This is a genomic window from Streptomyces humidus (genome assembly GCF_014649655.1).
In the GTDB taxonomy this organism is placed as follows: Bacteria; Actinomycetota; Actinomycetes; order Streptomycetales; family Streptomycetaceae; genus Streptomyces; species Streptomyces humidus.
The window spans coordinates 160,335-182,629 of sequence record NZ_BMTL01000010.1 but is presented as its reverse complement, the minus strand read 5'-3'; the positions used below and the strand labels follow the sequence as shown (position 1 = coordinate 182,629).

The window sequence follows — 22,295 nt, the reverse complement described above, 5'->3', positions numbered from 1 at the left end:
ATGACTGAGAACACCGTGACCGTACGGGAAGCCCGCGCGCACCTCGCCGACCACATCAACAAGGCTGAGGAAGGCGTTCCGACCGTCATCACGCGCAACGGCGCTCCAGTGGCCGCCGTGGTCCCGATCGCGGACTTCGAAGCGCTGGAGGAAGCGGCCGACGTCATGCTGGCGCGCGAAGCCGAAGCGGTCCTGGCCGAGGGCGGTCCCACCGTGACGATGGCAGAGCTGCTGGCGGACCTGTTCACCGAGCAGGACGGCGAGACGGCGTGAAGTACGCGCTCAGGTTCACCGCAGCGGCACAGCGGCAGCTCCGGGCCATCACCCGCCCCGACGCCATGCGCATCCTGACCGCGCTGACCGCACTCGGTGACGACCCGTACCGCCAGGACGCCGACGTCAAGAAGCTCACCGGCCCGTCCGGGCTCTACCGGCTCCGGGTCGGAAGCTACCGGGTCGCCTACCAGGTCGACGATGGCGAACTCGTCGTTCTCGTCGTCAAGGTGGGCGACCGGCGGGACGTGTACCGCAACCTGTAGGCGGTCAGGCCAAAGACCAGCCGATGCCGTCGAGGATGTCGTGCTCGCTCACGACGACCTCCTGGGCGTCGGTCCGTTCCATGATCGCCAGCAGCACGAGAGCGCCCGCCGCGATCACGTCGACCCGGCCCGGGTGCATCGCGCCGATCGCCGCGCGTTCGGCGTGCGTGGAACGCAGCAGCCGCTCGGTGATCTCGCGGACCTCGTCGTGCGAGACGCGCGAGTGGTGGATGGCCGCGGAGTCGTACTCCGGCAGCCCCTGGGCGATCGCCGAGATCGTGGTGACCGAGCCGGCCAGGCCGACCAGGGTGTGCGCCTCGCGCAGCGGGACCGTCCGCTCGGCGAGGTCGAGAGCGGCCTCGACGTCGGCGCGTACGGCCGCGATCTGGCGCTCGGTCGGCGGGTCGGTGACCTTCCCGTCCACGACCAGGTGCCGCTCGGTCATCCGCACGCAGCCCACGTCGACGGAACGGGCGGCGCGCACCCGGTCGTCGCCGACGACGAACTCGGTCGAGCCGCCGCCGATGTCGACCACCAGGTAGGGCCCGGTGAGCCCTTCGCGGCCGATGAGCTCCTTCGTGGCCCCGGTGAAGGAGAACACCGCCTCCTGCTCGCCGGTGACGACCTCGGGCTCGACGCCCAGGATGTCCAGCACGCCGCGCACGAACTCGTCCCGGTTCTCCGCGTCCCGGGAGGCGGAGGTGGCGACGAAGCGGAGCCGCTGCGCGCCGAGTTCCTTGACCACGGCCGCGTACTCGCGGCAGGCGGCGAAGGTGCGCTCGAGGGCCTCGGGGGCGAGCCGGCCGGTGCGGTCGACGCCCTGGCCGAGCCGGACGATCGTCATCCGGCGGTCCAGTTCGACGAGTTCGCCGGTGCGCGGGTCGGCGTCGGCCACGAGCAGCCGGATGGAGTTCGTGCCGCAGTCGACGGCGGCGACCCGCGTCACCGCGCCTCCCCCGTCGCCGAGTCCGAGGCGGAGTCCGTCGCGGAGCCCGTGGCAGTGCCCGTCGCGGAGTCCGTCGCGACGGTCACGCACGCGCCCTTGCGCCACCACTGCGGGAGCATCGCCAAGGCCTCGTCGCCGAGCGGGTTCACGCCCGGGCCCGCCGCCAGGGAGTGCGCCACCAGCACGTGCAGGCACTTCACCCGGTCCGGCATGCCGCCCGCGCTGGGGAAGTTCTTCAGCTCCTCGATCTCGTCCCGGCGCCGGACGTAGTCCTCGTGCGCGGCGCGGTAGGAGGCGGCGAGCTCCGGGTCGCTCTGCAGCCGCTCCGTCATCTCCTTCATCACGCCGTTCGCCTCCAGCGTGCCGATCGCCGAGTTGGCCTTCGGGCACGTCAGGTAGTACAGCGTCGGGAAGGGCGTGCCGTCGGGCAGCCGCGGGGCCGTCTCGACGACGTCCGGCTGTCCGCACGGGCAGCGGTGCGCGATCGCGCGCAGACCGCGCGGCGGGCGTCCGAGCTGCTGCCTGAATGCCTCGACGTCCGCGTCCGTGGGCTCGGTGCGCGCGGTGGTCGGCGGGGGTGTTTCCATGCCTGTCTTTCTATCGGTCGGTCACTGGTCGGCGGCGTCCGACGAGTCGACCCTGTCCCAGACGTTCGAGTACCAGGGGCGGTCCGCCGCACCGAGGTCGGCCCGGGACTGCCGGGCCGCGTCCGGGTCGACGACGATGTAGCCGGTCTCCCCCGGCAGCACGTAGTGCAGCCGCTGCCGGATCTGCTGCTCGGCGTACGCGTCGTCCTGCCAGCGCGCCTTCAGGTCGCGCAGCTGCTGCACGCGCTCGCCTGCCTGCCGCTTCTCGCGCTCCAGGTCGGCGACCTCGGCGCGCTGGGAGACGTACTGGCGCATGGGGTAGGCCAGGGCGACGATCAGCGTGCACAGGACGAGGGCCAGCAGGGCCGCGCGCCCGGTGAGCCGGGAGCGGCGCGCCTGGCGCTTCGTCTGGGAGCGGTAGACCCGGGCCGCGGTCTGCTCGCCGAGCAGCTTGATCCTGGTCGCGGTGGAGAACCGGTCCCGGCCGGTCATGACAGCTCACCTCGCATCAGTACTTCCGGCGCCTGCTGGTCGGCCGGGGGTCCGGGGGCCGTCCCCCGGGGCAGCACGGCACGGGCCATGGGCTGCGCCTCCCCGTCACGTGCGTACGTCCCCGCACACGGTACGGGACCGGGTACGGGGACGTACGTACGACTGGCTGAGCTCTGCCCCTGGCGGGGCCGGCCCCTGCCGCGCCTACTGGTTCGCGGAGCGGAACCGCGGGAAGGCGCTGCGGCCGGCGTACACCGCGGCGTCGTCGAGGATCTCCTCGATGCGCAGCAGCTGGTTGTACTTGGCGACGCGGTCCGAGCGGGCCGGGGCGCCGGTCTTGATCTGACCGCAGTTCACCGCGACGGCCAGGTCGGCGATGGTGACGTCCTCGGTCTCGCCGGAGCGGTGGGACATCATGCACTTGAAGCCGTTGCGCTGGGCCATCTCGACGGCGTCCAGAGTCTCGGTCAGCGAGCCGATCTGGTTCACCTTGACGAGCAGGGCGTTCGCGGAGCCCTCCTCGATACCGCGGGCCAGACGCTCGGGGTTGGTGACGAAGAGGTCGTCGCCGACGATCTGGACCTTGTCGCCCAGCCTGTCGGTGATGACCTTCCAGCCGGCCCAGTCGTCCTCGTACAGCGGGTCCTCGATGGAGACCAGCGGGTACGCGGAGACGAGCTCCTCGTAGTACTCGGTCATCTCGGCGGCCGAGCGGGACTTGCCCTCGAACTCGTAGCTGCCGTCCTTGTAGAACTCGGACGCGGCGACGTCGAGCGCGAGCGCGATCTGCTCGCCGGGGATGTAACCGGCCTGCTTGATGGCCTCGATGATGAGGTCGAGCGCGGCGCGGTTGGACTCCAGGTTCGGGGCGAAGCCGCCCTCGTCGCCGAGGCCGGTGGACAGGCCCTTGGTCTTCAGCACCTTCTTGAGGGTGTGGTAGACCTCGGCGCCCCAGCGCAGCGCCTCGGAGAAGGACTCCGCGCCGATCGGGGCGATCATGAACTCCTGGATGTCCACGTTGGAGTCGGCGTGCGAGCCGCCGTTCAGGATGTTCATCATCGGAACGGGCAGCAGGTGCGCGTTGGGGCCGCCCAGGTAGCGGAACAGCGGCAGGTCGCTGGCCTCGGAGGCGGCGTGGGCGACGGCGAGGGAGACGCCGAGGATGGCGTTGGCGCCGAGCGAGCCCTTGTTGTCGGTGGCGTCCAGGTCGAACATGGCCTGGTCGATCAGGCGCTGCTCGGTGGCGTCGTAGCCGACGAGCTCCGGGCCGATCTGCTCGATGACGGCGAGGACGGCCTTCTCGACACCCTTGCCGTGGTAGCGGTTGGGGTCGCCGTCGCGGAGCTCGATGGCCTCGAAGGCGCCGGTGGAAGCGCCGGACGGAACGGCGGCACGACCCGTGCTGCCGTCGTCGAGGCCGACCTCGACCTCGACCGTGGGGTTGCCTCGGGAGTCCAGGATTTCCCGGGCTACGACGACGTCGATGGACGGCACGAGCATCTCCTTCTTGGGATGTGACGCTGGTTGTGCGGGGTCCGCGGGCCATGACGGCCTTAGGCGGGCCTTGCGACTAGAGCCTAACCGCCCCCGGGCCGTCGGCAGCCGACCGACCGTCCCGTGGACAGACAGACCGTACCTATTGTTCACGCCCGGAACAAAGGGGGTGGCCGAGAAAGGTTGCCGGGAGACGGCGAACGGGCGAACGAGCGAAGGAACGGGCGACGGAATGAGGGGCTAAGGGGCGGGCGAAGGGGCGAAGGGGCGGGCAAAGAGAAAACCCGCTCCGGTGCATACGGGGGAAAATGCACCGGAGCGGGGGCCCGTGGGGACGGGCGCGGCCGTCACGAGGTCTTCGGCGTGCCGGCCTCGACGACGGGGACGCCGTGGCCTCTCAGGGAGGCGGGGGTCACTTCAGGTGCAGCTGCTGGCCCGGGAAGATGAGGTTCGCGTCCTCGACGATGTCCTTGTTCAGCTCGAACAGCTTGTGCCAGCCGCCCTTGACCTTGTGCTTCTCGGCGATGGAGCTGAGGGTGTCGCCCTTGACGACCTTGTACTCGCCGTCGCCCTTCTTGACCTTCTTGCCGGTCGGGGTGGTGACCGTCCTGGACTTTCCGGCGGCGGCCGCCGGGCGGTCGGTGGAGCGGGAGGCGCTCTGCTTCTCGGTCGAGCGCGTGCTGGCGCTGCCGCTGTTCGAGGAGCCGGAGGAGGCGGAGGAGCCGGAGGAGTCCGTGCCGCCGTTGTAGGAGGCGCCGGACAGGCCCGTGCCGCAGACCGGCCAGGCGCCCTTGCCCTGGGAGGCGAGGACCTTCTCGGCGACGGAGATCTGCTGCGACTTGGAGGCCTGGTTCGCCTGCGCGGCGTACTGCGTGCCGCCGTACGCGGCCCAGGTGGAGGCGGAGAACTGCAGGCCGCCGTAGTAGCCGTTGCCGGTGTTGATGGACCAGTTGCCGCCGGACTCGCACTGGGCGACCGCGTCCCACTCGGAGGCGGTGGCGGCGGAGGCGTTGCCGGCCGCCATCAGCGGAGCGGCGATGGCGACACCGGTGACGCCGGCCAGAGCGGCGGCGCGGGTGGCCTTGGACGGACGACGGTGCTTGCCCTTGGCGGAAAACAGCATGGTGGATCCCCTCACCGACGCCTGCGAGGTGAGCTGTCGGGTTCGGGCCGTGTGAGTTGCCCGGCCACTCCTCCGGGGAAGCACTGCTCCCTGGAGGGGTGACTTCACCCCGAGCCGGATCCAGCCTCAACAGCTGTTCCCGGCGCCTACCTTGGGTCCCCCGCTCCTGCCTACGGCGCTTGACGCGACGACTGTTCCCGGGCTGCCGCTGGCAGGATTCGGCGTTGCGACGGCCGGGGCTCGGGTTGCCGAGCGGCCTCGACCGTAGACACGTGATCCGCCGAATTTCAAAGACGATCAGGGCTTCTGAGACTCATCCCACACTTTCACCAAACCGGACATTCAACGCGAAACATGACGTGAACTCCCGCTGTTTTTACCGGGTTTTGCGCCCTATTGGACCCCTGTGTCGAGGGTCTGACCGGGGGCGATGTCGCCCGGGTCGGCGCCGATGAGCTCCCTGTTCTCGGCGTACAGCGCGCGCCATCCGCCGTCGAGCCCAAGGGAGTCGGCGATGGAGACGAGCGAGTCCCCCTCCTGGACGACATAGGTGGCCGCGGCGTGCCGCCCCGCCGAGGCGGGGGCGGCGTCGTTCGTCGCGACGTCCGCGGCGCTCTTGGCCGCGTCCTCGTCGGCGGTGGCCCCGCGATGCCGGCCGGAGCCGAGGGATCCGGTGTCGACGAGGCTCCAGGAACCCACTTCCTGGACCGACTTGTCGGACTCGTCCGCTTCCGGGGTGATCGTGGGCGAGCCGTCGGCCCCCAGTGCGTCACCCGCACCGGCCGAACCCTTGCCCCCGGCGGAACCGGTGGAGCTACCCACGGCGGGGGAGGAAGGCGACGAAGAGGAGGAAGAAGACGAAGGGGAGGAAGGGGATCCCGAGGGGGAACTGGAGGGATCTGCTGACGAGTCGGACGAACCCGTCGCACCGGAGGAACTGTCACCCGAGGCGTCGGAGGAGCCCGGCGAACCCGAGGAACCCGACGAGCCCGAGGATCCGGACAAGCCCTTGGACAGATCGGACAATCCGGAGGAGGGCGAACCGGAGTCGCCCGCCACGCCCGTGTCCACGGACAGCGCGCCGTTCGCCTTGGTGAGGCCGGAGGTCAGCCCGCAGGTCCCCCACGCGCCGACGCCCTGGGCCGCGAGCACCTTCTGCGCCACCGCGATCTGCTGGTTGCGGCTGGCCAGATCGGGATGGGTCGCGTAGTCGAGCCCGCCGTACGCCTCCCAGTCCTTCTGGCTGAGGCTCAGGCCGCCGAACTCGCCGTCGCCCTTGTCGGCGCTCCACGAGCCACCGGTCTCGCACTGCGCCACCTTGTCCCACACCGTGCCGTCGGCGGCGCTGGCGCCGGAGGCGGCGAGCAGCGGGATGGCGATGGCCGAGCCGGTCACCCCGGCTGCGACGAGGAGGGCCGGAGCCTGACGGGGGCGACGGTGTCGACCGTTCCCGGAAAGCATGCGAGGGGCCTTTCTCTGGACAGCAGTACCGGCGCGGCGTCCGAGACCGGCTCGTCGCGCTGACGAGTGAACGTATCGGCACACGATCACTTGTCACAAGTTCATGCCGCGCAGATCACGTGAAGATCACAGAGTTGAGGACTGGTCACCTTTGCTCCGCCGCATGGTCACACTCCGGCCGGCATGCGGTCAGATCCGGCCCGGACGTGCGCCGGAACGCTCCGGAGCGAACTGCACCGGCAACGTCCGCAGTCCGCGCATGATGAGGCCGCCGCGCCACCTCAACTCGGCTGGATTCGCCGCCAGTCGGAGGTCGGGCAGACGGGTGAGGAGGGTGGCCAGCGCGGTCCGGCCCTCCAGCCGGGCCAGCGGTGCGCCGAGGCAGTAGTGGATGCCGTGGCCGTAGCCGAGGTGCTGGTTGTCACGGCGGGAGAGGTCGAGCGCGTCGGGATCCGTGAAACGCGCCGGGTCACGGTCGGCTGCGGCGAGGACGACGAGGACGGGGTCCCCGGGCGCGATGTCCTGTCCGCCGATACGGAGCGGCTCGGTCGCGTACCGCCAGGTCGCCAGCTCCACGGGGCCGTCGTAGCGCAGGAGTTCCTCGATCCCGGTCTCCAGGAGGGAGTGGTCGCCGCCGTCCTCGGTGAGCGACCTCTGGAGACGGGCGCGCTGCTCGGGATGGGTGAGGAGGGCGTAGGCCCCGTTGCCGATGAGGTTGACCGTCGTCTCGAAGCCCGCGAACAACAGGATGAAGGCCATGGCGGCGGCCTCGTTCTCGGTGAGGTGCTCGCCGTGGTCGGAGGCGCGGATGAGGCCGGAGATGAGGTCCTCGCCGGGAGCCGGCCGAGCGGGCAGCTCCGCGCGTTTGCGGTGGATGAGCTCCAGCAGATAGCCGCGCATCTTCTTCACCGACCGCGCGACGCCGCCGCGCGGGCCCCCGCCGTGCCGGATCATCATGCCCGCCCAGTCCCTGAAGTCGTCCTGGTCCTCGCGCGGGACGCCCAGGAGGTCGCAGATGGCGTAGATGGGCAGGGGGAAGGCGAAGTCGTGGATCAGGTCGGCCTCGCCCTCGCCCGCGAACCGGTCGAGGAGACGATCGGTCAGCTCCTGCACCCTGGGGGCGAACTCGGCGACCCGGCGGGGCGTGAACGCCTTGCTGACGAGCCGGCGCAGCCGGGTGTGGTCGGGCGGGTCGATGTTCAGCAGATGCGTCATCAGCTCGGCCTTGCGCTCACCGGGGATGCCGGTCTTCCCCCTGGCGTGGGCCGGCTCGTCGTGGTGCGCCGGGTTCTTGGACAGCCGCTGGTCGGCGAGGGCCTCTTTCGCGTCGGCGTACCGGGTGACCAGCCAGGCCTCGACCCCGCTGGGCAACTCGGTGCGGTGCACGGGGGCGTGCTCGCGCAGCCAGGCGTAGGCGGGGTAGGGGTCGGTGGCGAACTCCCAGGTGAACAGCTCGGGAGCGGGCGGGACGTCGGCCTGGGGGCGGGGCTGGTTGGTCACTCCTCGACGGTAGCCGGGTTCCCGGCGAGGACGACGCGAGCACCCGTTCGCCCCCGGTCGCCCTGGTCGCCGCAGTCGCCCTGCCCGCCCGGCTCATCCTGGTCGCCCTGCTCGCCCTGCTCGCCACGGTCGCGTTGGTCGCTCCGGTTGCCGTGCTCTCGTCGAACAGCGACGGGAGCACGCCCCTGGTGCGGGCGGGAGGCGGGGGGCGCGTGCCCGTGCCGCTGAAGCCACCCGTGGTGCTCCCCGGTCCTAACCCGCCACCCCTTCAGCGGCTCGGATCGCGTCCCGGTACGCCCGGGCCGCCGCTCGGAGCGCCGCCTCGGGGTCCACGCCCTCGGACTCGGCGCGGGCGGCGAGGGCCAGCAGTTCGTAGCCGATGCCCTCGGCTCCCGTGCCGTCCGTGCCCGCGCCCGCGCCCGCCGCGCCTGTGCCGTCGGCTGTCGGCAGCGGCACGTCCAGTCCCGCCGTCCGGGCCCGTGCCGCCAGCTTGGCGGCGAGGGCAAGTCCGGGCTGGTGGAGGGGGACGCCGTCCGTCACGGATTCGCGCCGCTTCTCGGCCGCCTTCGTGCGCAGCCAGTGCTCCTTGACCTCCTCGGGGGTCGTGGCCGTGGCGTCGCCGAAGACATGGGGGTGGCGATGGATGAGCTTGGCGACGATCGTGCCCGCGACGTCGTCGACGGAGAACGGGGACTCCTCGTCCTCCTCGGCTATACGGGCGTGGAAGACGACCTGGAGCAGGACGTCGCCCAGTTCCTCACGGAGCTCGTCACGGTCGCCGTCCTCGATCGCCTCGACCAGTTCGTACGACTCCTCGACCGCGTACTTCGCCAGGCCCCGGTGGGTCTGCCGGGAGGACCAGGGGCACTCGGCGCGGATGCGGTCCATGACCTGGACGAGGTCGAGGAGGCGTGCCCCGGGCAGGTCGTAGGAGGCGGGGAGCAGCTCCAGCTCGGGCATCGCCACCCGGCCGGAGCCCGCCATCCGGGCCAGCCCGTCCGTGAGCGCCGGCTCGCCCTCGCCGGTCGCCACGACCACGGCCGTGCGGCCGCCCGCGCAGTCGGCGACGAGGCCCTCGGCGGTCGGGGACGTCTCCTCGACCGTGAGCCCCGCGTCCCGCAGATAGGGCAGCTGGGGGTGCGCGCCGTCCGCGCACAGCACCCGGTCCGCCGTGCGCAGGGCCTGCCAGGCGGGCCAGGACAGCAGGCCGGGGGCGACGCGGTGACTCGTGGTGAGCAGGACGATACGGCCGGGGGCCGGGGAGTCTTCGGAGACCACGGCCGGACCGCCGGACGGGCTGCCGCTGGATGACCTGCCGCTGAAGGAGCTGCCGCTGGACGGGCTGGATGCGTTCACACCTCGAACGTAACCCACACCCGCCGACGGCCCCACGAGTTGTCCACAGGCCCGGCGGACAAGTCGCACCGGTGCTGTCCGCGGGGCGCCGTCGTCACGTCGGCTGCTGGGTTCCCGCCGTCGAGATCTCGCGTACCCAGGGGGTCTTCGCGTCGACGCGGGCCACCTTGCGGGCGTCCCAGCTGCCGTAGCGCGGATTGAGGTCGACGTCGAGGGTCTTGGACGCCTTGGACAGGGCGTTCCAGAAAGCGGGCTGGCTGGTGTTCGTGCCGAGCCGGGCGGCGAGTCTCTGGGCCTCCAGCTGGAGGCGGAGGTTCTCGTCGAGGCGCTGCGGCGGAATGCCGTACTGCTGGAGCCACGCCTTCTGGAGCCCCTCCGGGCCGCCGGCCTGCTGTTCCAGCCCGGCCCGCATCTGCTGCACGTCGCGGGGCGTGACGGTGACGCCCGCGTCCTCGGCGGCCCGTTGCAGCACCCGGTCGAGGACCATGCCGTGCAGGGTGTCGCGGGTGAGAGTGCCGGTCTGGGCGACGGCCTGCGCGTACTGCGCTTCGTCGGCGACGGCGGCGCGCTGGGCGGCGCGGACCTCCTTGACCCGGCTCTCCAGTTGCGCGACGGTGATCCGCTGCCCGCCGACGACGGCGGCCGCGCCGGGATGCGCGTCGTTCCCGCAGGCGGCCAGAAGAGGGGCCGCCGCGATCACGGCGGACAGCAGGAGCGCGGTGCGACGACGGCGGTGCAAGGAAACCTCCTGAGGAGATTGCAATAAACAGGTGCGCCGCGCAGCGCCTCCACCAGGGGTGGTGGCCGGGCGACGGGCGGGCGCACAAGGTCTTGCGATGATCGATGGTAGGCAGTGGCAGGCCTGGGGCCAACCCATTCGACCAACGATTCACCAGGACTTCGGGCACCGCCGCGCCCGCTCGCCGCCCGCTCGTCGGTGCGAGCGCCCAGCCCCGCCCGCGCGGGCCGCGCTCAGCCGACCAGGGCGACCGGCGCGTCCCACGTGTCGCGGTCCACGGTGATCGTGTAGCCGCCGCGGGTCTCCTTGCTGTTCACCTGGTACTGGTGGCCGCGGCTGTGGTCGGTGAACTGGGTCGCGCCCCAGGGCCAGTCCGTGGTCGTGGTGTCCTTCTTGTCCCACAGGGCGTACCAGAGGTTGCCCGGCAGGTCCGTCTTGTTCGTCGCGGTGGCGATCGCCTTCGCGCTGGAGCTGCTGAAGCCGTAGTAGCCCGCGCGGTAGGTCTTGGCGCGCAGCGTCTTGCTGAAGGAGCGCACGTAGGCCAGCACGGCATCGTTGCACGACTTGTTCGTGATGTCGTACGCCTCCATGTCGAGGTAGATCGGGCTGCCCGCCTTCATGCCGAGGGCGGACGCCTTGGCGACGGCGTCCGCCGCGTCGGTCGCGCCCAGGGAGGTCGCCGTGGCGGCGGTGATCTTCTCGGGGCTGGAGCCGGTCTGGCAGGGCGGCTGGGCGCCGACGTACAGCGGGATGAGCTTCCAGCCGAGCGTGTTGACCGACTTCACCCAGGAGGCGGTCAGGTTGGGCTGGGCACAGCCCCGGTTCTTGCCGCCCACGTACACGGCCGCGCCGCCGTAGTAGCCGTCGGTCTTCCAGGCCTTCATCGCGGCCGACGAGGGCGCGGTGCAGGTGTCGAAGGCACGGCCGGTGTACGTCTTCTGGGCGGGCCAGACGGTGGCCGCCATCGACGTCTGGGCGGCTATGCCCGCCCCCGCGAGGACGGCCGCTCCGGCCACGCCCCACGTGATGTATCTGCGCTTCCTGGACTGCCGGTGCTCGGCCATCCCCCACCCCATCGTTCGTCTGTGCGCACGGCGCCGACAGCGCGTACGCCTGTTTCTCGCCAGGTCTGCCTGTGGTGCGCTGCGTCGCGCGGGGCTCCTGGTGTTCTGCGCTCGGAGCACGACGATACGGTGTCGTCTCGACGTCCTGGACCGCAAAACGGATCGCACGTTACCCCGCGGTGTCCCTGTGACCGGGAAACACAGGTCCCGCGAAGCGGCAAGATTCGCTCATGTCACGGTAAAGAAGCAACGCTCCGACATGGTCCGCGCCCCGGTCGGTCCGTGGCCTACCCTTGGCCCCTGGTGACTTGGGGGCGACATGACGATGCCGACGACGGCTACGGGCGAGAACAGACGGCTGGAGGCCGGCTGGTTCCAGCGGCTTGCGTGGACGGCCCTGGTGTGGGGCTCACTGGGCTTCCTTGCTTGGGTGCCCTTCCTCTACGCGGCGATCCGCCGCGGGCTGCTCTCCGACTGGACGGCCGTCGGGGCGTTCTTCCTCTACGAGGGCTCGATCGTGACCATGACGGCGGTCTCGGGCGACGACGACGCGGACGCCTACTTCGGCCTGACCTTCATGACGGCCCTGCTGACGGCGACGGTGCTGCTGCTGTTCGCGGTCTTCGACAAGAAGCCCCAGCAGCCGGCACCGGCGTACGGAGCGGCGCAGGGCAACCCCTATCAGCAGGGCTATCCGTACGGCCGTTAGCCGCGGCGGCCGCGTCCGACGCCCCAGCACTCCCGGCACAGCCGGAGCAGCCGCGGCAGTGCGCTGTCACCCGTCGGCACACCCCGGGACGCCCCCGGCGAACCCCGGAGGGCAGCCGGGCGTTCAGCCTGCGCGGAAACGCCCCGCCGCCTTCGTGGGGTTGCCGCCCACGGGGAGTTTCTGCCCCGGGCAGGCCGTCAGGACCTTCTCCGTCGCGGACTTCTCGGCCCCGCTGACCCGCAGTTCGCACTTCCGCGCCGGATCGTGCTGAAGAAGGTCACCGACCTGCCGACTCCACGGTCAGGTCACCGTTCGTCGTCGACAGGTCCAAGCGGTACTTGCCCGACGGGTCGTTCTCGAAAGCCACCTTCTTGTCGCCGTGGGAGTCGCTCGCCGAGATCTGGTAGTGGGCGGGCGGGGCCGTGACCGTGAGGCTGCCGCTGGTCGTGCGGGCACTGATGTTCTGCGGGGTGACCGTGTGGATCGTCACCTCGCCGTTCGACGTCTGCGTGTCGATGTCGCCGCCCTTGGCGTCCTTGACCTTCACGTCACCGTTGGACGTGCGCAGCTTCAACGGGCCCGTCGTCCTGTTCACCGCGATCTCGCCGTTGCCCGTGTGCACATCGACCATGCCGACATCGGTCAGTGTGAGACTGCCGTTGGAGGTGCCTCCCGTCACCGCGAGACCGGCGGGCACCTCGACGACGTAGTCGACACCGCAGTCCCTGCCGCATCCGGAGAGCGTCAGGACGCCGTTCTCGACCCTGAACGAGGTGCCACTCGGCTTGTCGCCACGGTAGTTGACCTTGCGGTGCACGGAGGTCGTCGAGATGTCCGCCGAGGCGTCCACCTTCACCCCGCCGTTCCCGCTGTCGAGACGGATCGAGGAGATCTTCTGGGACACCTTTGCATCGTCCTCGAAGGTCTTCTGGCCGAGGGCAGCGCATGCGGAGAGCCCGCCGACGGTGAGTGCGGCGAAAGCAACCGTTGCAGGAAGACGCGTCTGTAAGCGTCGCATGAAGTTCCCCCGTCTGGAGCGAGTCGGACCGGTGATCCGTCACTGCGACGTTACGCGGCCACGGTCCCGCCCACGATGGGGAAAACCCCCCGGGACCGGGCTGGGTGCGGGGCGCTCGCCGCATTCACTGCGTGGAGCTACCAGAAGCAGGTCACGGGCCACTGTCGTGGATCAGCCGATCCGCCCTCGTCGAGATGCCCGTGCCGCTCGTCAACCGCCGCACTCGCGCAGCATGATCTGCTTGTCCGGGGCCGTCACCGGCATCTCGTACTTGAGGGCCACCTGCGCGAAGCGGACCGCATAGGCGCACCTGATCTGCTTGTTGGGCGGCAGCCAGGACGCGGGTCCGGAATCGCCCTTGGCGCTGTTGGCGCGTCCCTCGACCGGGATCAGATTGAGCACGTCGTTCGCGAGCTGTCTGCGCTTGCTCACCGGCCAGCGCGCCGAGCCCATCTGCCAGCTGTACGACAACGGCACCACATGGTCTATCTGTACCTCGGACGCTTTCGCCTTGCGCCATTCGATGGTCGTCGCGGTGTACGGATCGTGCAGCGTCATCGCGATGACCACACAGTCGGAGCCCGCTCGGAAGCGAAGGTTCTGGCCGTCGCGGTGGATGAGATCATTCCGCGTGTCGCATCCGTTCCTCGCGAGCGGCACTCCGTCCGCCGTGTCCATCCAGGCGTGGCCGAACTTGTCCCGCGCGTAACCCGTCTTGGGCCCACGCCCCTTCGTGGAAACCTCCTCGATGAGCTTTCGGGCCACGGCCTTGTCCGCATCCGTCGTCACGGGTGCGAGTCCCGGTTTCGTACCGTCCGGATTCCTGAGCGGACTGACCGCTCGTCCGTCCGCCGCAGCCGGCCCTGACCCGGTCGAAGCCGGGCCCGCACCGGTGGTCTGTTCCTTGCAGCCGGCCACCGTCACGGCGCACATCAACGCGGCGGCGACGGCCGCCCCACCCCTCAGACGCTTCACGCGCCCTCCCCTTCACCTGGCCGACGTCCGTCCCGCACAGAGCGGATTCCCCTCACGGGGAACGGCACACACCGTAGCGGGGGGCTCCAGGAAGCATCCGGGAGGTCCGGACCACGACCGACTCACGCGGGCATCTCACACACTCGGACGTCGCAAGCCCAGGCCTCCGGGAGACCGGGCATCCCGCACGAGGCCGCCGAACCGACCTGGCGCGGCACACGAAGCCGCCCGCCCGAGGCCGCCCGCACGGAGCAGCCCGTACGGAGCAGCCCCTGCGGGCGGCTTCGCCGCGCCCGGCGGGTGGCCGCTCTACGCGCCCGGCACCGTCGCCAGGAACTCCCCCACCCAGCCCAGCAGTTCGCGGCCGACCAGCGGCTTGCCACCGACCTTCGCGGTCTTCGGGCGAGGAACGAGGACCTGGTGCGCGGCGTGCTTGATGACGGACCCGGGGTACAGCCGCTTCAGGCGCAGCTCCTGCGACTCGCGCAACTCCACCGGCGCGAAGCGGATGTTGGCGCCCTGCAGCACGATCTCGCCGACGTCGCACGCGCGGGCCAGCATCCGCAGCCCCGCCACCAGCAGCAGGTTCTCCACCGGTTCCGGCAACTTGCCGTAGCGGTCGACGAGTTCCTCGCGGACGGCCTTGACGTCGTCCTCGGAGTTCGCGGAGGCGATGGCCCGGTAGGCCTGCAGGCGCAACCGCTCGCCGGGGGCGTAGTCGTGCGGGACGTGCGCGTCTACGGGCAGCTCGATCTTGACCTCGAGCGGCGGCTCCTCCTCGATCGCGCCGGTCTCCAGCTGGCGCCGGTAGTCCGCGACGGCCTCGCCGACCATGCGGACGTACAGGTCGAAGCCGACGCCCGCGATGTGGCCGGACTGCTCCCCGCCGAGCAGGTTGCCCGCGCCGCGGATCTCCAGGTCCTTCATCGCCACGTACATGCCCGCGCCCATCTCGGTGTGCTGGGCGATCGTGGCGAGCCGCTCGTGGGCGGTCTCCGTGAGGGGCTTCTCCGGCGGGTAGAGGAAGTAGGCGTAGCCGCGCTCGCGGCCCCGGCCCACGCGGCCCCGCAGCTGGTGCAGCTGGGACAGGCCGAAGGTGTCGCCGCGCTCCACGATCAGCGTGTTGGCGTTGGAGATGTCGATGCCGGACTCGACGATCGTCGTCGAGACGAGCACGTCGAACTTCTTCTCCCAGAAGTCGACGACGACCTGCTCCAGCGCCGTCTCCGACATCTGGCCGTGGGCGGTGGCGATGCGCGCCTCGGGCACGATCTCGCGCAGTCGCGCGGCCGCGCGGTCGATCGACTCGACCCGGTTGTGGATGTAGAAGACCTGGCCCTCGCGCAGGAGTTCACGGCGGACGGCGGCACCGATCTGCTTCTGCTCGTACGGTCCGACGAAGGTGAGCACCGGGTGGCGCTCCTCCGGGGGCGTGGTGATCGTCGACATCTCGCGGATGCCGGTGACCGCCATCTCCAGGGTTCGGGGGATCGGCGTCGCCGACATCGTCAGGACGTCGACGTTCGCGCGGAGCTTCTTCAGCTGCTCCTTGTGCTCGACGCCGAAGCGCTGCTCCTCGTCGACGATGACCAGGCCGAGGTCCTTGAACTTGGTCTCGGAGGAGAACAGGCGGTGGGTGCCGATGACGATGTCCACCGAGCCCTCGCGCAGGCCCTCCAGGGTGGCCTTGGCCTCCGTGTCGGTCTGGAAGCGGGACAGGGCGCGCACCTTCACGGGGAACTGGGCGTAGCGCTCGCTGAACGTGCCGAAGTGCTGCTGCACGAGCAGGGTCGTCGGCACGAGGACGGCGACCTGCTTGCCGTCCTGGACGGCCTTGAAGGCGGCGCGGACCGCGATCTCGGTCTTGCCGTAGCCGACGTCTCCGCAGATCAGGCGGTCCATCGGGACCGTCTTCTCCATGTCGTCCTTGACCTCGGCGATGGTGGTGAGCTGGTCGGGCGTCTCCGCGTAGGGGAAGGCGTCCTCCAGTTCGCGCTGCCAGGGGGTGTCGGCGCCGAAGGCGTGGCCGGGGGCCGCCATGCGCGCGCTGTACAGCTTGATCAGGTCGGCGGCGATCTCCTTGACGGCCTTCTTGGCGCGCGCCTTCGTCTTCGTCCAGTCGGCGCCGCCGAGCCGGTGCAGCGTGGGGGCCTCGCCGCCGACGTACTTGGTGATCTGCTCCAGCTGGTCGGTCGGGATGTAGAGGCGGTCGCCGGGCTGGCCGCGCTTGGCGGGCGCGTACTCCACGACCAGGTACTCGCGCGTGGCGCCCTGGACGGTGCGCTGCACCATCTCGATGTAGCGGCCCACGCCGTGCTGCTCGTGGACGATGTAGTCGCCCGCCTCCAGGGTGAGCGGGTCGATGGTCTTCCTGCGGCGGGCGGGCATGCGCGCGCCGTCCTTGCCGGCCGCCTTCTGGCCGGACAGGTCGGTCTCGGTGAGGACGGCGAGGCGCAGCGCGTGGTCGACGAAGCCGTGGTCGATCGAGCCGCAGGAGACATGCACGAGCGAGGCGCCGAGCTCGGTCAGGTCGCTGTCCAGACGGGCCGCGACACCCTCGCCGCCGAGCACCTCGACCGTGCGGGCGGCCGGTCCGTGCGCCTCGGTGACGAAGGCGACGCGCCAGCCGTCGGCCAGCCAGCCCTTGGTGTCGGCGAGGGCCTTGGCGGTGTCGCCGCGGTAGGTCTCGGGGGCGCGCATGCCGAGCTGGAGGGTGTCCGCCTCCAGCTCCAGGTCGGCCGCGAACGGCGAGACCGACCACCACATCATGTCCAGCTCGCGGGCGCGGTCGCGGACGTCCGCGATGGACCACAGGGAGGCCGCGCCGACGTCGATGGGCGCGTCGCCTCCGCCGGCCGTGGCCGCCCAGGACGCCTGGAGGAACTCCTGCGAGGTGGTCACGAGGTCGGCCGCACGCGTGCGTACCCGCTCCGGGTCGCAGACGACGGCCATCGCGCCCTTGGGCAGGACGTCGATGAGCAGCTCCATGTCGTCGACGAGCACCGGGGCCAGGGACTCCATGCCCTCGACGGCGATGCCCTCGGCGATCTTGCCGAGCAGCTCGCCCAGCTCGGGGTGGAGCTCGGCGAGGTCACGCGCGCGGGCGCGCACGTCGTCCGTCAGCAGCAGTTCACGGCAGGGCGGGGCCCACAGGCCGTGCTCGGCGACTTCCAGGGAGCGTTGGTCGGCGACCTTGAAGTAACGGATCTCCTCGACGTCGTCACCCCAGAACTCGACGCGCAGCGGGTGTTCCTCGGTGGGCGGGAAGACGTCCAGGATGCCGCCGCGCACGGCGAACTCGCCGCGCTTCTCGACGAGCTCCACGCGCGCGTAGGCGGCTGCGGCGAGGGCTTGGACGACCTCGTTCAGGTCGGCCGTGGAGCCGGAGCGCAGGGCCACCGGTTCCAGGTCGCCGAGGCCCTTGACCTGCGGCTGGAGCACCGAGCGGACGGGTGCGACGACGACCGAGACGGGGCCGGTCTCCGGGTCGTCGGGGCGCGGGTGGGCCAGGCGGCGCAGGACGGCCAGGCGGCGGCCCACGGTGTCGCTGCGGGGGCTGAGGCGCTCGTGCGGGAGGGTCTCCCAGGAGGGGTACTCCACGACGCCGTCGGCCGGGATCAGCGAACGCAGGGCGGCGGCCAGGTCCTCGGCCTCGCGGCCGGTGGCCGTGACGGCGAGAACCGTGCGGGTGGTCTCGCGGGCGAGAGCGGCGATCGCGAAGGGGCGGGCGGCCGGCGGGCCGACCAGGTCGACGTGCAGGCGGTTGCCGTCGGCGGCCGCGGGGATGGCTTCCGCGAGGGCGGCGTCCTTGACGACGGCGTCGAGCAGACCGTGCAGGCTCATGGAGGGCTTTCCGTCCGAGGGGCTCGGGCACGCGGCGTTCTTCGAAGGACGCGGGCGTACCGGAGTCCGGGGTGGGCAACGCGAAGGGCCCGACGCGTCTCACGGGCCGGGGGTGTCCAGAGTACGACGGGGCGGGACGGTTCGCCGGGGGCTGTGGACAACCCCGGCGTCGGCGGGGGCCGCGCGAGGCCCTCCTCCGCCCCGCCGCCTCTTCTTTCCCCGGCCCTGGCGGCGCTCTTTCCCGGCCCTGGCGGTGCGCCTGCCGACCCCCGCTTCCGGCCCCGGCCCTGGCGGCGCGCCGCCAGGGCGGGCCGGGGAAGAGCACGACAAAGCCCGGCACCGAGAAGACCCCCGTCCTCCTCGGTGCCGGGCCGTGTGCCCCCGTCGGTCCCGCGGTGCTACTCGGTCGCGATCGCGTTCAGGACGTTCATGCGACCCGCGCGGAACGCCGGCACCAGAGCCGCGAACAGTCCCACGAAGGCGGAGCCGACGAACACGCCGATGATCGTCGGCCACGGGATCTCGAGGACGTCCAGGCCCTGCAGGGCGAGCAGCCGCTGGGCGGTCGCGCCCCAGCCCATGCCCAGGCCGAGGCCGAGCAGCGCGCCGAAGAGGGCGATGACGACCGACTCCATGCGGATCATGCGGCGCAGCTGGCGGCGCGAGAGGCCGATCGCCCGCATCAGGCCGATCTCCCGGGTGCGCTCCACCACCGACAGGGCCAGGGTGTTCACCACACCGAGGACCGCGACGATGATCGCGAGGGCGAGCAGACCGTAGATCAGGTTCAGCAGCTGCCCGATCTGGTCCTTCAACTCCTGCTTGTAGTCGGTCTGGTCACGGACCACGTACTGCGGATAGTCGTGCAGCGCCGCCTTCAGGGCGGTGTACGCGCTGTCCTGCTGCCCGTCCTTCGCGGTGGCGAAGACCAGCGCGTCCAGCGGCAGCTTGTCGGCGGGAACGTACTTCTTCAGGGTGGCGACGGAGGTGTACATCGCGCCCTGGTCGATGACGCCGTCGCTGCTGGTGATCGCGCGGACCGTCAGCCGGGCCGTGGAACCGTCCCGGAAGGCGACCGCGATCCGCGAGCCGAGTTCGACCTTGTGGTCCTTCGCGAACTTCTCGTGGACGGACATGGAGTCGGGGCGGTAGGCGTCGGCGAGGTTGCCGGCGACGGTCTCGACGCGCAGGTCGCTCGCGTAGGTCGGGTCGGCCGCGGTGATCGCCGTCCCGTCGAGCGTCTTGCCGTCGGGGGTGGTGAAGTCGGCCTCGGTCACCTTGTACTCGGTGACCCGCGCCAGGCCCGGCGTCGACTTGACGGCCTGCACGGCCTGCGGGGTCACGCGCTGGCCGTTGCCGTTGTTGCTCTGGATGATGAAGTCCGTGCCGACGCTCTTGTCGAGCTCTTCCGTGGCGGAGGCCACCATGGAGGAGCCGACCACCGACAGACAGGCGACCAGCGCGAGGCCGATCATCAGGGCCGCGCCGGTGGCGCCCGTGCGGCGGGGGTTGCGCAGCGCGTTGCGTTCCGCCATCCGCCCGACCGGGCCGAAGGCCCTGAGGACGATCGCGCCCAGCACCCGGACCACGAAGCCGGCCAGCAGCGGGCCGATCACCACGAAGCCGATCAGGCTCAGCACCACGCCCAGACCCAGCCAGAGCGAGCCCTCGGCGGCCTTGTCGGCGGCGGAGGCGAGGTAGAGCCCCGCGCCGCCCGCGCCGGTGAGCAGGAGGCCGACGACGGCCCGGACGGCGCCGGCCTTGGCGTCCGCGGGGGCGCCGGCGTCGCGCAGCGCGGCCATCGGGGAGACCTTGCCGGCGCGACGGGCCGGGAGGTAGGCCGCCAGCACCGTGACGACGACGCCGAGGACCATGCCGACCACCGGGGTCGTCCAGGCGACGGTGAGATCGTCGGTGGACAGGTTCATGCCGGTCAGGCTCATGAGCTTCATCAGGCCGACCGCGACGCCGACGCCCGCGCCGACCCCGAGGACCGAACCGACCACGCCGAGCAGCAGGGCCTCCGCGAGGACGGACCGGTTGACCTGCTTGCGACTGGAGCCGATGGCGCGCATCAGGCCGATCTCACGGGTGCGCTGCGCGACCAGCATCGAGAAGGTGTTGATGATCAGGAAGATGCCGACGAGGAAGGCGACCCCGGCGAAGCCGAGCATCGCGTACTTCATCACGTCGAGGAAGCTGCCGACGTCCTCGCGGTTGGCGTCGGCGGCCTCCTCGGCGGTCTGCACCTTGAAACCGGCGCCGATCTCGGCCGCGACGCTCTTCTTCAGCTGCGCGTCGCTCACCCCGGACGCCGCCGTGACGTTGACGTTCGTGTAGACGTCGGGTTCGCCGACCAGCGTCTTCTGGGCGGTCGCGGTGTCCAGGTAGAAGATCGCCGCGCCGGGGTTGGTCACCTGGAAGGCGGCGACGCCGGAGACCTTCGCGGTGTGCGTGCCGACCGCGGTGATCACGCCGACCTCGTCGCCGAGCCGGAGGTGGTGCTTGTCGGCGGTGTCCTCGTCGACCATGACCTGGTCGGAGCCCTTCGGCGCCGCACCCTCGGTGATCTTCATGGTGCGGGCGTCGTTGGCGTTCCAGCTGCCGACGATGGTGGGCGCGCCGCTGGAGGGCGACAGGCTGTCCTTGTCGGCGTCGACGACGGTCACCGCGCTGGAGAAGACCGACCCCTCCGCCGACTTCACGCCCCGCGCCTTGCGGACCCGGTCGAGCACGGAGGCCGGCATGACCGGCGGCTTGCCGTTGTCGGCGGTCGTCGCGCCGGTGTCCGAGGCGCTCTTCGCACTCACCGTCACATCGGAGGCGGTGGCGGCGAAGAGCTTGTCGAACGTCGTGTTCATGGTGTCGGTGAACACGAGCGTCCCGCAGACGAACGCCACCGACAGCAGGACCGCCACGGCCGACAGGGCCATGCGTCCCTTGTGCGCGAAGAAGTTGCGCATCGAGGTTCTGAGCACGGTCATGACGTACGCCCCCGCGCGTCGAAGTCCTTCATGCGGTCCAGGACGGTCTCGGCGGTCGGCTTGAACATCTCGTCGACGATCCTGCCGTCAGCGAGGTACAGCACCCGGTCCGCGTAGGCGGCGGCCACCGGGTCGTGCGTGACCATCACGATGGTCTGGCCCAGGTCGTCCACCGAGCGGCGCAGGAAGCCCAGGACCTCGGCGCCGGCACGGGAGTCGAGGTTGCCGGTCGGCTCGTCGCCGAAGATGATCTCCGGGCGGGCGGCCAGGGCGCGGGCCACGGCGACGCGCTGCTGCTGACCGCCGGAGAGCTGGGTGGGACGGTGCTTGAGCCGGTCGGCGAGGCCGACGGTCTCCACGACCTGGCTCAGCCACGCCTGGTCGGGCTTGCGGCCGGCGATGTCCATCGGGAGGGTGATGTTCTCTATCGCGTTCAGCGTGGGCAGCAGGTTGAACGCCTGGAAGATGAACCCGATCCGGTCCCGGCGCAGCTGGGTGAGCTTCTTGTCCTTCAGCCCGGTGATCTCGGTCTCGTCCAGGTAGATCTGCCCGGACGAGACGGTGTCGAGCCCGGCGAGGCAGTGCATCAGCGTGGACTTGCCGGACCCCGAGGGGCCCATGATCGCGGTGAACTGACCGCGGGCGATGTCCACGTCGACGTGGTCCAGCGCGACGACCCGGGTCTCCCCGGCCCCGTACGCCTTGACGACCTGCCGCGCCCGCGCGGCAACGGCCGTACGCCCTCCAGTGCCCCCGTGCCTGGGAATGGTCACAGCCGATGTCACGGTGAATCTCCTATGTCCGATATCAGAAGCAATGGCGCGATGCCGTGGGCGGTGGTGCTGGGTGACGCGGTGCCCGGTGACGCTCGCGGGTGCGACTCGCTGATGCGACTCGCCGGTGAAGCGCTACGTCGAAGAGTCTGTCGCGGGAGGCGATCCCGCGCGCTGGTGCTCGGGCCCGTCTTCCCGGGGGGTTAGCCCCACCCCCCGGCACGGGGGCCGCCCCCCCTGCCGGTCGCCGCCACCCCCGTCGACGGCGTAAAGCCAGGTTAAGTACCGACCGGGCCCGTCTCCTCCTCCGTCAGTACGAGCCCTCCCCCAGCCCTGGTGCGGATGTACCCCTAGGGGCAGTCCACCGCGGGGTGGAGAAACCCTCGGGGTCGTCTCCACCCCTCGGCACGCCCAGCCTGCGCCCTCCCGTCGCGTGAGCCTCAAGCGGGAGCCCGGGTTCCGCCGAACGGGTGCAAGGGACACGGAGAACCCGGCCACGAGGACATGCGGTCGCGGCGGACCGGGGGCGCGGGGGCGCGGGGAGGGAATCCGGTGGGGACGCGAGGCCCGCGTGCGGCACGCGGGACCGGAGAGCGACGCCGGCGCCGCTTCCCGGCCCGGACGGAATGAGCCGCGCACCAAGCCTTCCGCACGCCCATGGCCGGCAAGGCACGACGAGAAGCGACGAGGCG

General features: G+C 71.1%; 18 protein-coding genes and 1 riboswitch. Of the genes, 3 read left to right on the top strand and 15 right to left on the bottom strand.

Translation table 11 applies throughout. From position 1 onward, the window contains the following. Positions 1-273, top strand: a complete 273-nt coding sequence (locus IE239_RS14280) for a type II toxin-antitoxin system Phd/YefM family antitoxin (protein ID WP_190149655.1) — start codon at positions 1-3, stop codon at positions 271-273. Continuing rightward, positions 270-539 (top strand): type II toxin-antitoxin system RelE family toxin, encoded by a 270-nt coding sequence (locus IE239_RS14275; protein ID WP_190149654.1) that lies wholly within the window; start codon positions 270-272, stop codon positions 537-539. The genes IE239_RS14280 and IE239_RS14275 overlap by 4 nt, the downstream gene beginning before the upstream one ends. 4 nt (positions 540-543) lie before the next feature. Here IE239_RS14275 and IE239_RS14270 read toward each other — a convergent pair whose 3' ends face one another. From IE239_RS14270 to IE239_RS14225, 10 genes are all read right to left on the bottom strand, one after another. After that, positions 544-1,485 (bottom strand): Ppx/GppA phosphatase family protein, encoded by a 942-nt coding sequence (locus IE239_RS14270; RefSeq protein ID WP_190149653.1) that lies wholly within the window; start codon positions 1,483-1,485, stop codon positions 544-546. After that, on the bottom strand, positions 1,482-2,072 hold the full coding sequence (locus IE239_RS14265) for a DUF501 domain-containing protein (RefSeq protein ID WP_229878088.1): 591 nt from the start codon (positions 2,070-2,072) through the stop codon (positions 1,482-1,484). Before IE239_RS14265 ends, IE239_RS14270 begins: the two co-directional genes overlap by 4 nt. Positions 2,073-2,093: 21 nt before the next feature. After that, positions 2,094-2,564 carry an FtsB family cell division protein gene (locus IE239_RS14260; protein ID WP_190149652.1) on the bottom strand — a complete coding sequence of 157 codons (471 nt, stop codon included), beginning with the start codon at positions 2,562-2,564 and terminating at the stop codon, positions 2,094-2,096. Between the two features lie 204 nt (positions 2,565-2,768). Next, the gene (eno, locus tag IE239_RS14255; RefSeq protein WP_190149651.1) at positions 2,769-4,064 is read right to left on the bottom strand and encodes a phosphopyruvate hydratase; all 1,296 of its coding nucleotides are present in this window, start codon (positions 4,062-4,064) and stop codon (positions 2,769-2,771) included. Between the two features lie 406 nt (positions 4,065-4,470). After that, positions 4,471-5,181: a LysM peptidoglycan-binding domain-containing protein gene (locus tag IE239_RS14250; RefSeq protein WP_190149650.1), complete on the bottom strand. Its 711-nt coding sequence runs from the start codon at positions 5,179-5,181 to the stop codon at positions 4,471-4,473. A gap of 3 nt (positions 5,182-5,184) precedes the next feature. After that, positions 5,185-5,369, bottom strand: a riboswitch (cyclic di-AMP (ydaO/yuaA leader). Positions 5,370-5,574: 205 nt separating this feature from the next. Continuing rightward, on the bottom strand, positions 5,575-6,642 hold the full coding sequence (locus IE239_RS14245) for a LysM peptidoglycan-binding domain-containing protein (RefSeq protein WP_190149649.1): 1,068 nt from the start codon (positions 6,640-6,642) through the stop codon (positions 5,575-5,577). Positions 6,643-6,831: 189 nt separating this feature from the next. Then, positions 6,832-8,142 carry a cytochrome P450 family protein gene (locus tag IE239_RS14240; protein ID WP_190149648.1) on the bottom strand — a complete coding sequence of 437 codons (1,311 nt, stop codon included), beginning with the start codon at positions 8,140-8,142 and terminating at the stop codon, positions 6,832-6,834. Between the two features lie 252 nt (positions 8,143-8,394). Then, positions 8,395-9,420 (bottom strand): nucleoside triphosphate pyrophosphohydrolase, encoded by a 1,026-nt coding sequence (locus IE239_RS14235; RefSeq protein ID WP_190149736.1) that lies wholly within the window; start codon positions 9,418-9,420, stop codon positions 8,395-8,397. A gap of 172 nt (positions 9,421-9,592) precedes the next feature. After that, complete coding sequence (locus IE239_RS14230) at positions 9,593-10,237, bottom strand: SurA N-terminal domain-containing protein (RefSeq protein WP_190149647.1); 645 nt, start codon at positions 10,235-10,237, stop codon at positions 9,593-9,595. A gap of 233 nt (positions 10,238-10,470) precedes the next feature. Further along, positions 10,471-11,301, bottom strand: coding sequence for a glycoside hydrolase domain-containing protein (locus tag IE239_RS14225; protein ID WP_190149646.1), 831 nt, complete (start codon positions 11,299-11,301; stop codon positions 10,471-10,473). A 319-nt stretch (positions 11,302-11,620) separates the two neighbouring features. Between IE239_RS14225 and IE239_RS14220 the strand changes: the two genes are divergently transcribed. After that, complete coding sequence (locus IE239_RS14220) at positions 11,621-12,010, top strand: hypothetical protein (protein ID WP_190149645.1); 390 nt, start codon at positions 11,621-11,623, stop codon at positions 12,008-12,010. A gap of 277 nt (positions 12,011-12,287) precedes the next feature. On the opposite strand, the gene IE239_RS14215 is transcribed toward IE239_RS14220, so the two are convergent. The 5 genes from IE239_RS14215 to IE239_RS14195 form a co-directional block, all read right to left on the bottom strand. Then, positions 12,288-12,914 carry a DUF4097 family beta strand repeat-containing protein gene (locus IE239_RS14215; RefSeq protein ID WP_190149644.1) on the bottom strand — a complete coding sequence of 209 codons (627 nt, stop codon included), beginning with the start codon at positions 12,912-12,914 and terminating at the stop codon, positions 12,288-12,290. Between the two features lie 324 nt (positions 12,915-13,238). Then, positions 13,239-13,961: an HNH endonuclease family protein gene (locus IE239_RS14210; protein ID WP_190149735.1), complete on the bottom strand. Its 723-nt coding sequence runs from the start codon at positions 13,959-13,961 to the stop codon at positions 13,239-13,241. Positions 13,962-14,312: 351 nt separating this feature from the next. Next, a complete protein-coding gene (gene mfd, locus IE239_RS14205) occupies positions 14,313-17,846 on the bottom strand; it encodes a transcription-repair coupling factor (protein WP_190149643.1) in 3,534 nt (1,177 codons plus the stop codon). Between the two features lie 398 nt (positions 17,847-18,244). Then, the gene (locus IE239_RS14200; protein ID WP_190149642.1) at positions 18,245-20,830 is read right to left on the bottom strand and encodes an ABC transporter permease; all 2,586 of its coding nucleotides are present in this window, start codon (positions 20,828-20,830) and stop codon (positions 18,245-18,247) included. Then, positions 20,827-21,615: an ABC transporter ATP-binding protein gene (locus tag IE239_RS14195; RefSeq protein ID WP_190149641.1), complete on the bottom strand. Its 789-nt coding sequence runs from the start codon at positions 21,613-21,615 to the stop codon at positions 20,827-20,829. The genes IE239_RS14200 and IE239_RS14195 overlap by 4 nt, the downstream gene beginning before the upstream one ends. Between the last annotated feature and the right edge of the window lie 680 nt (positions 21,616-22,295).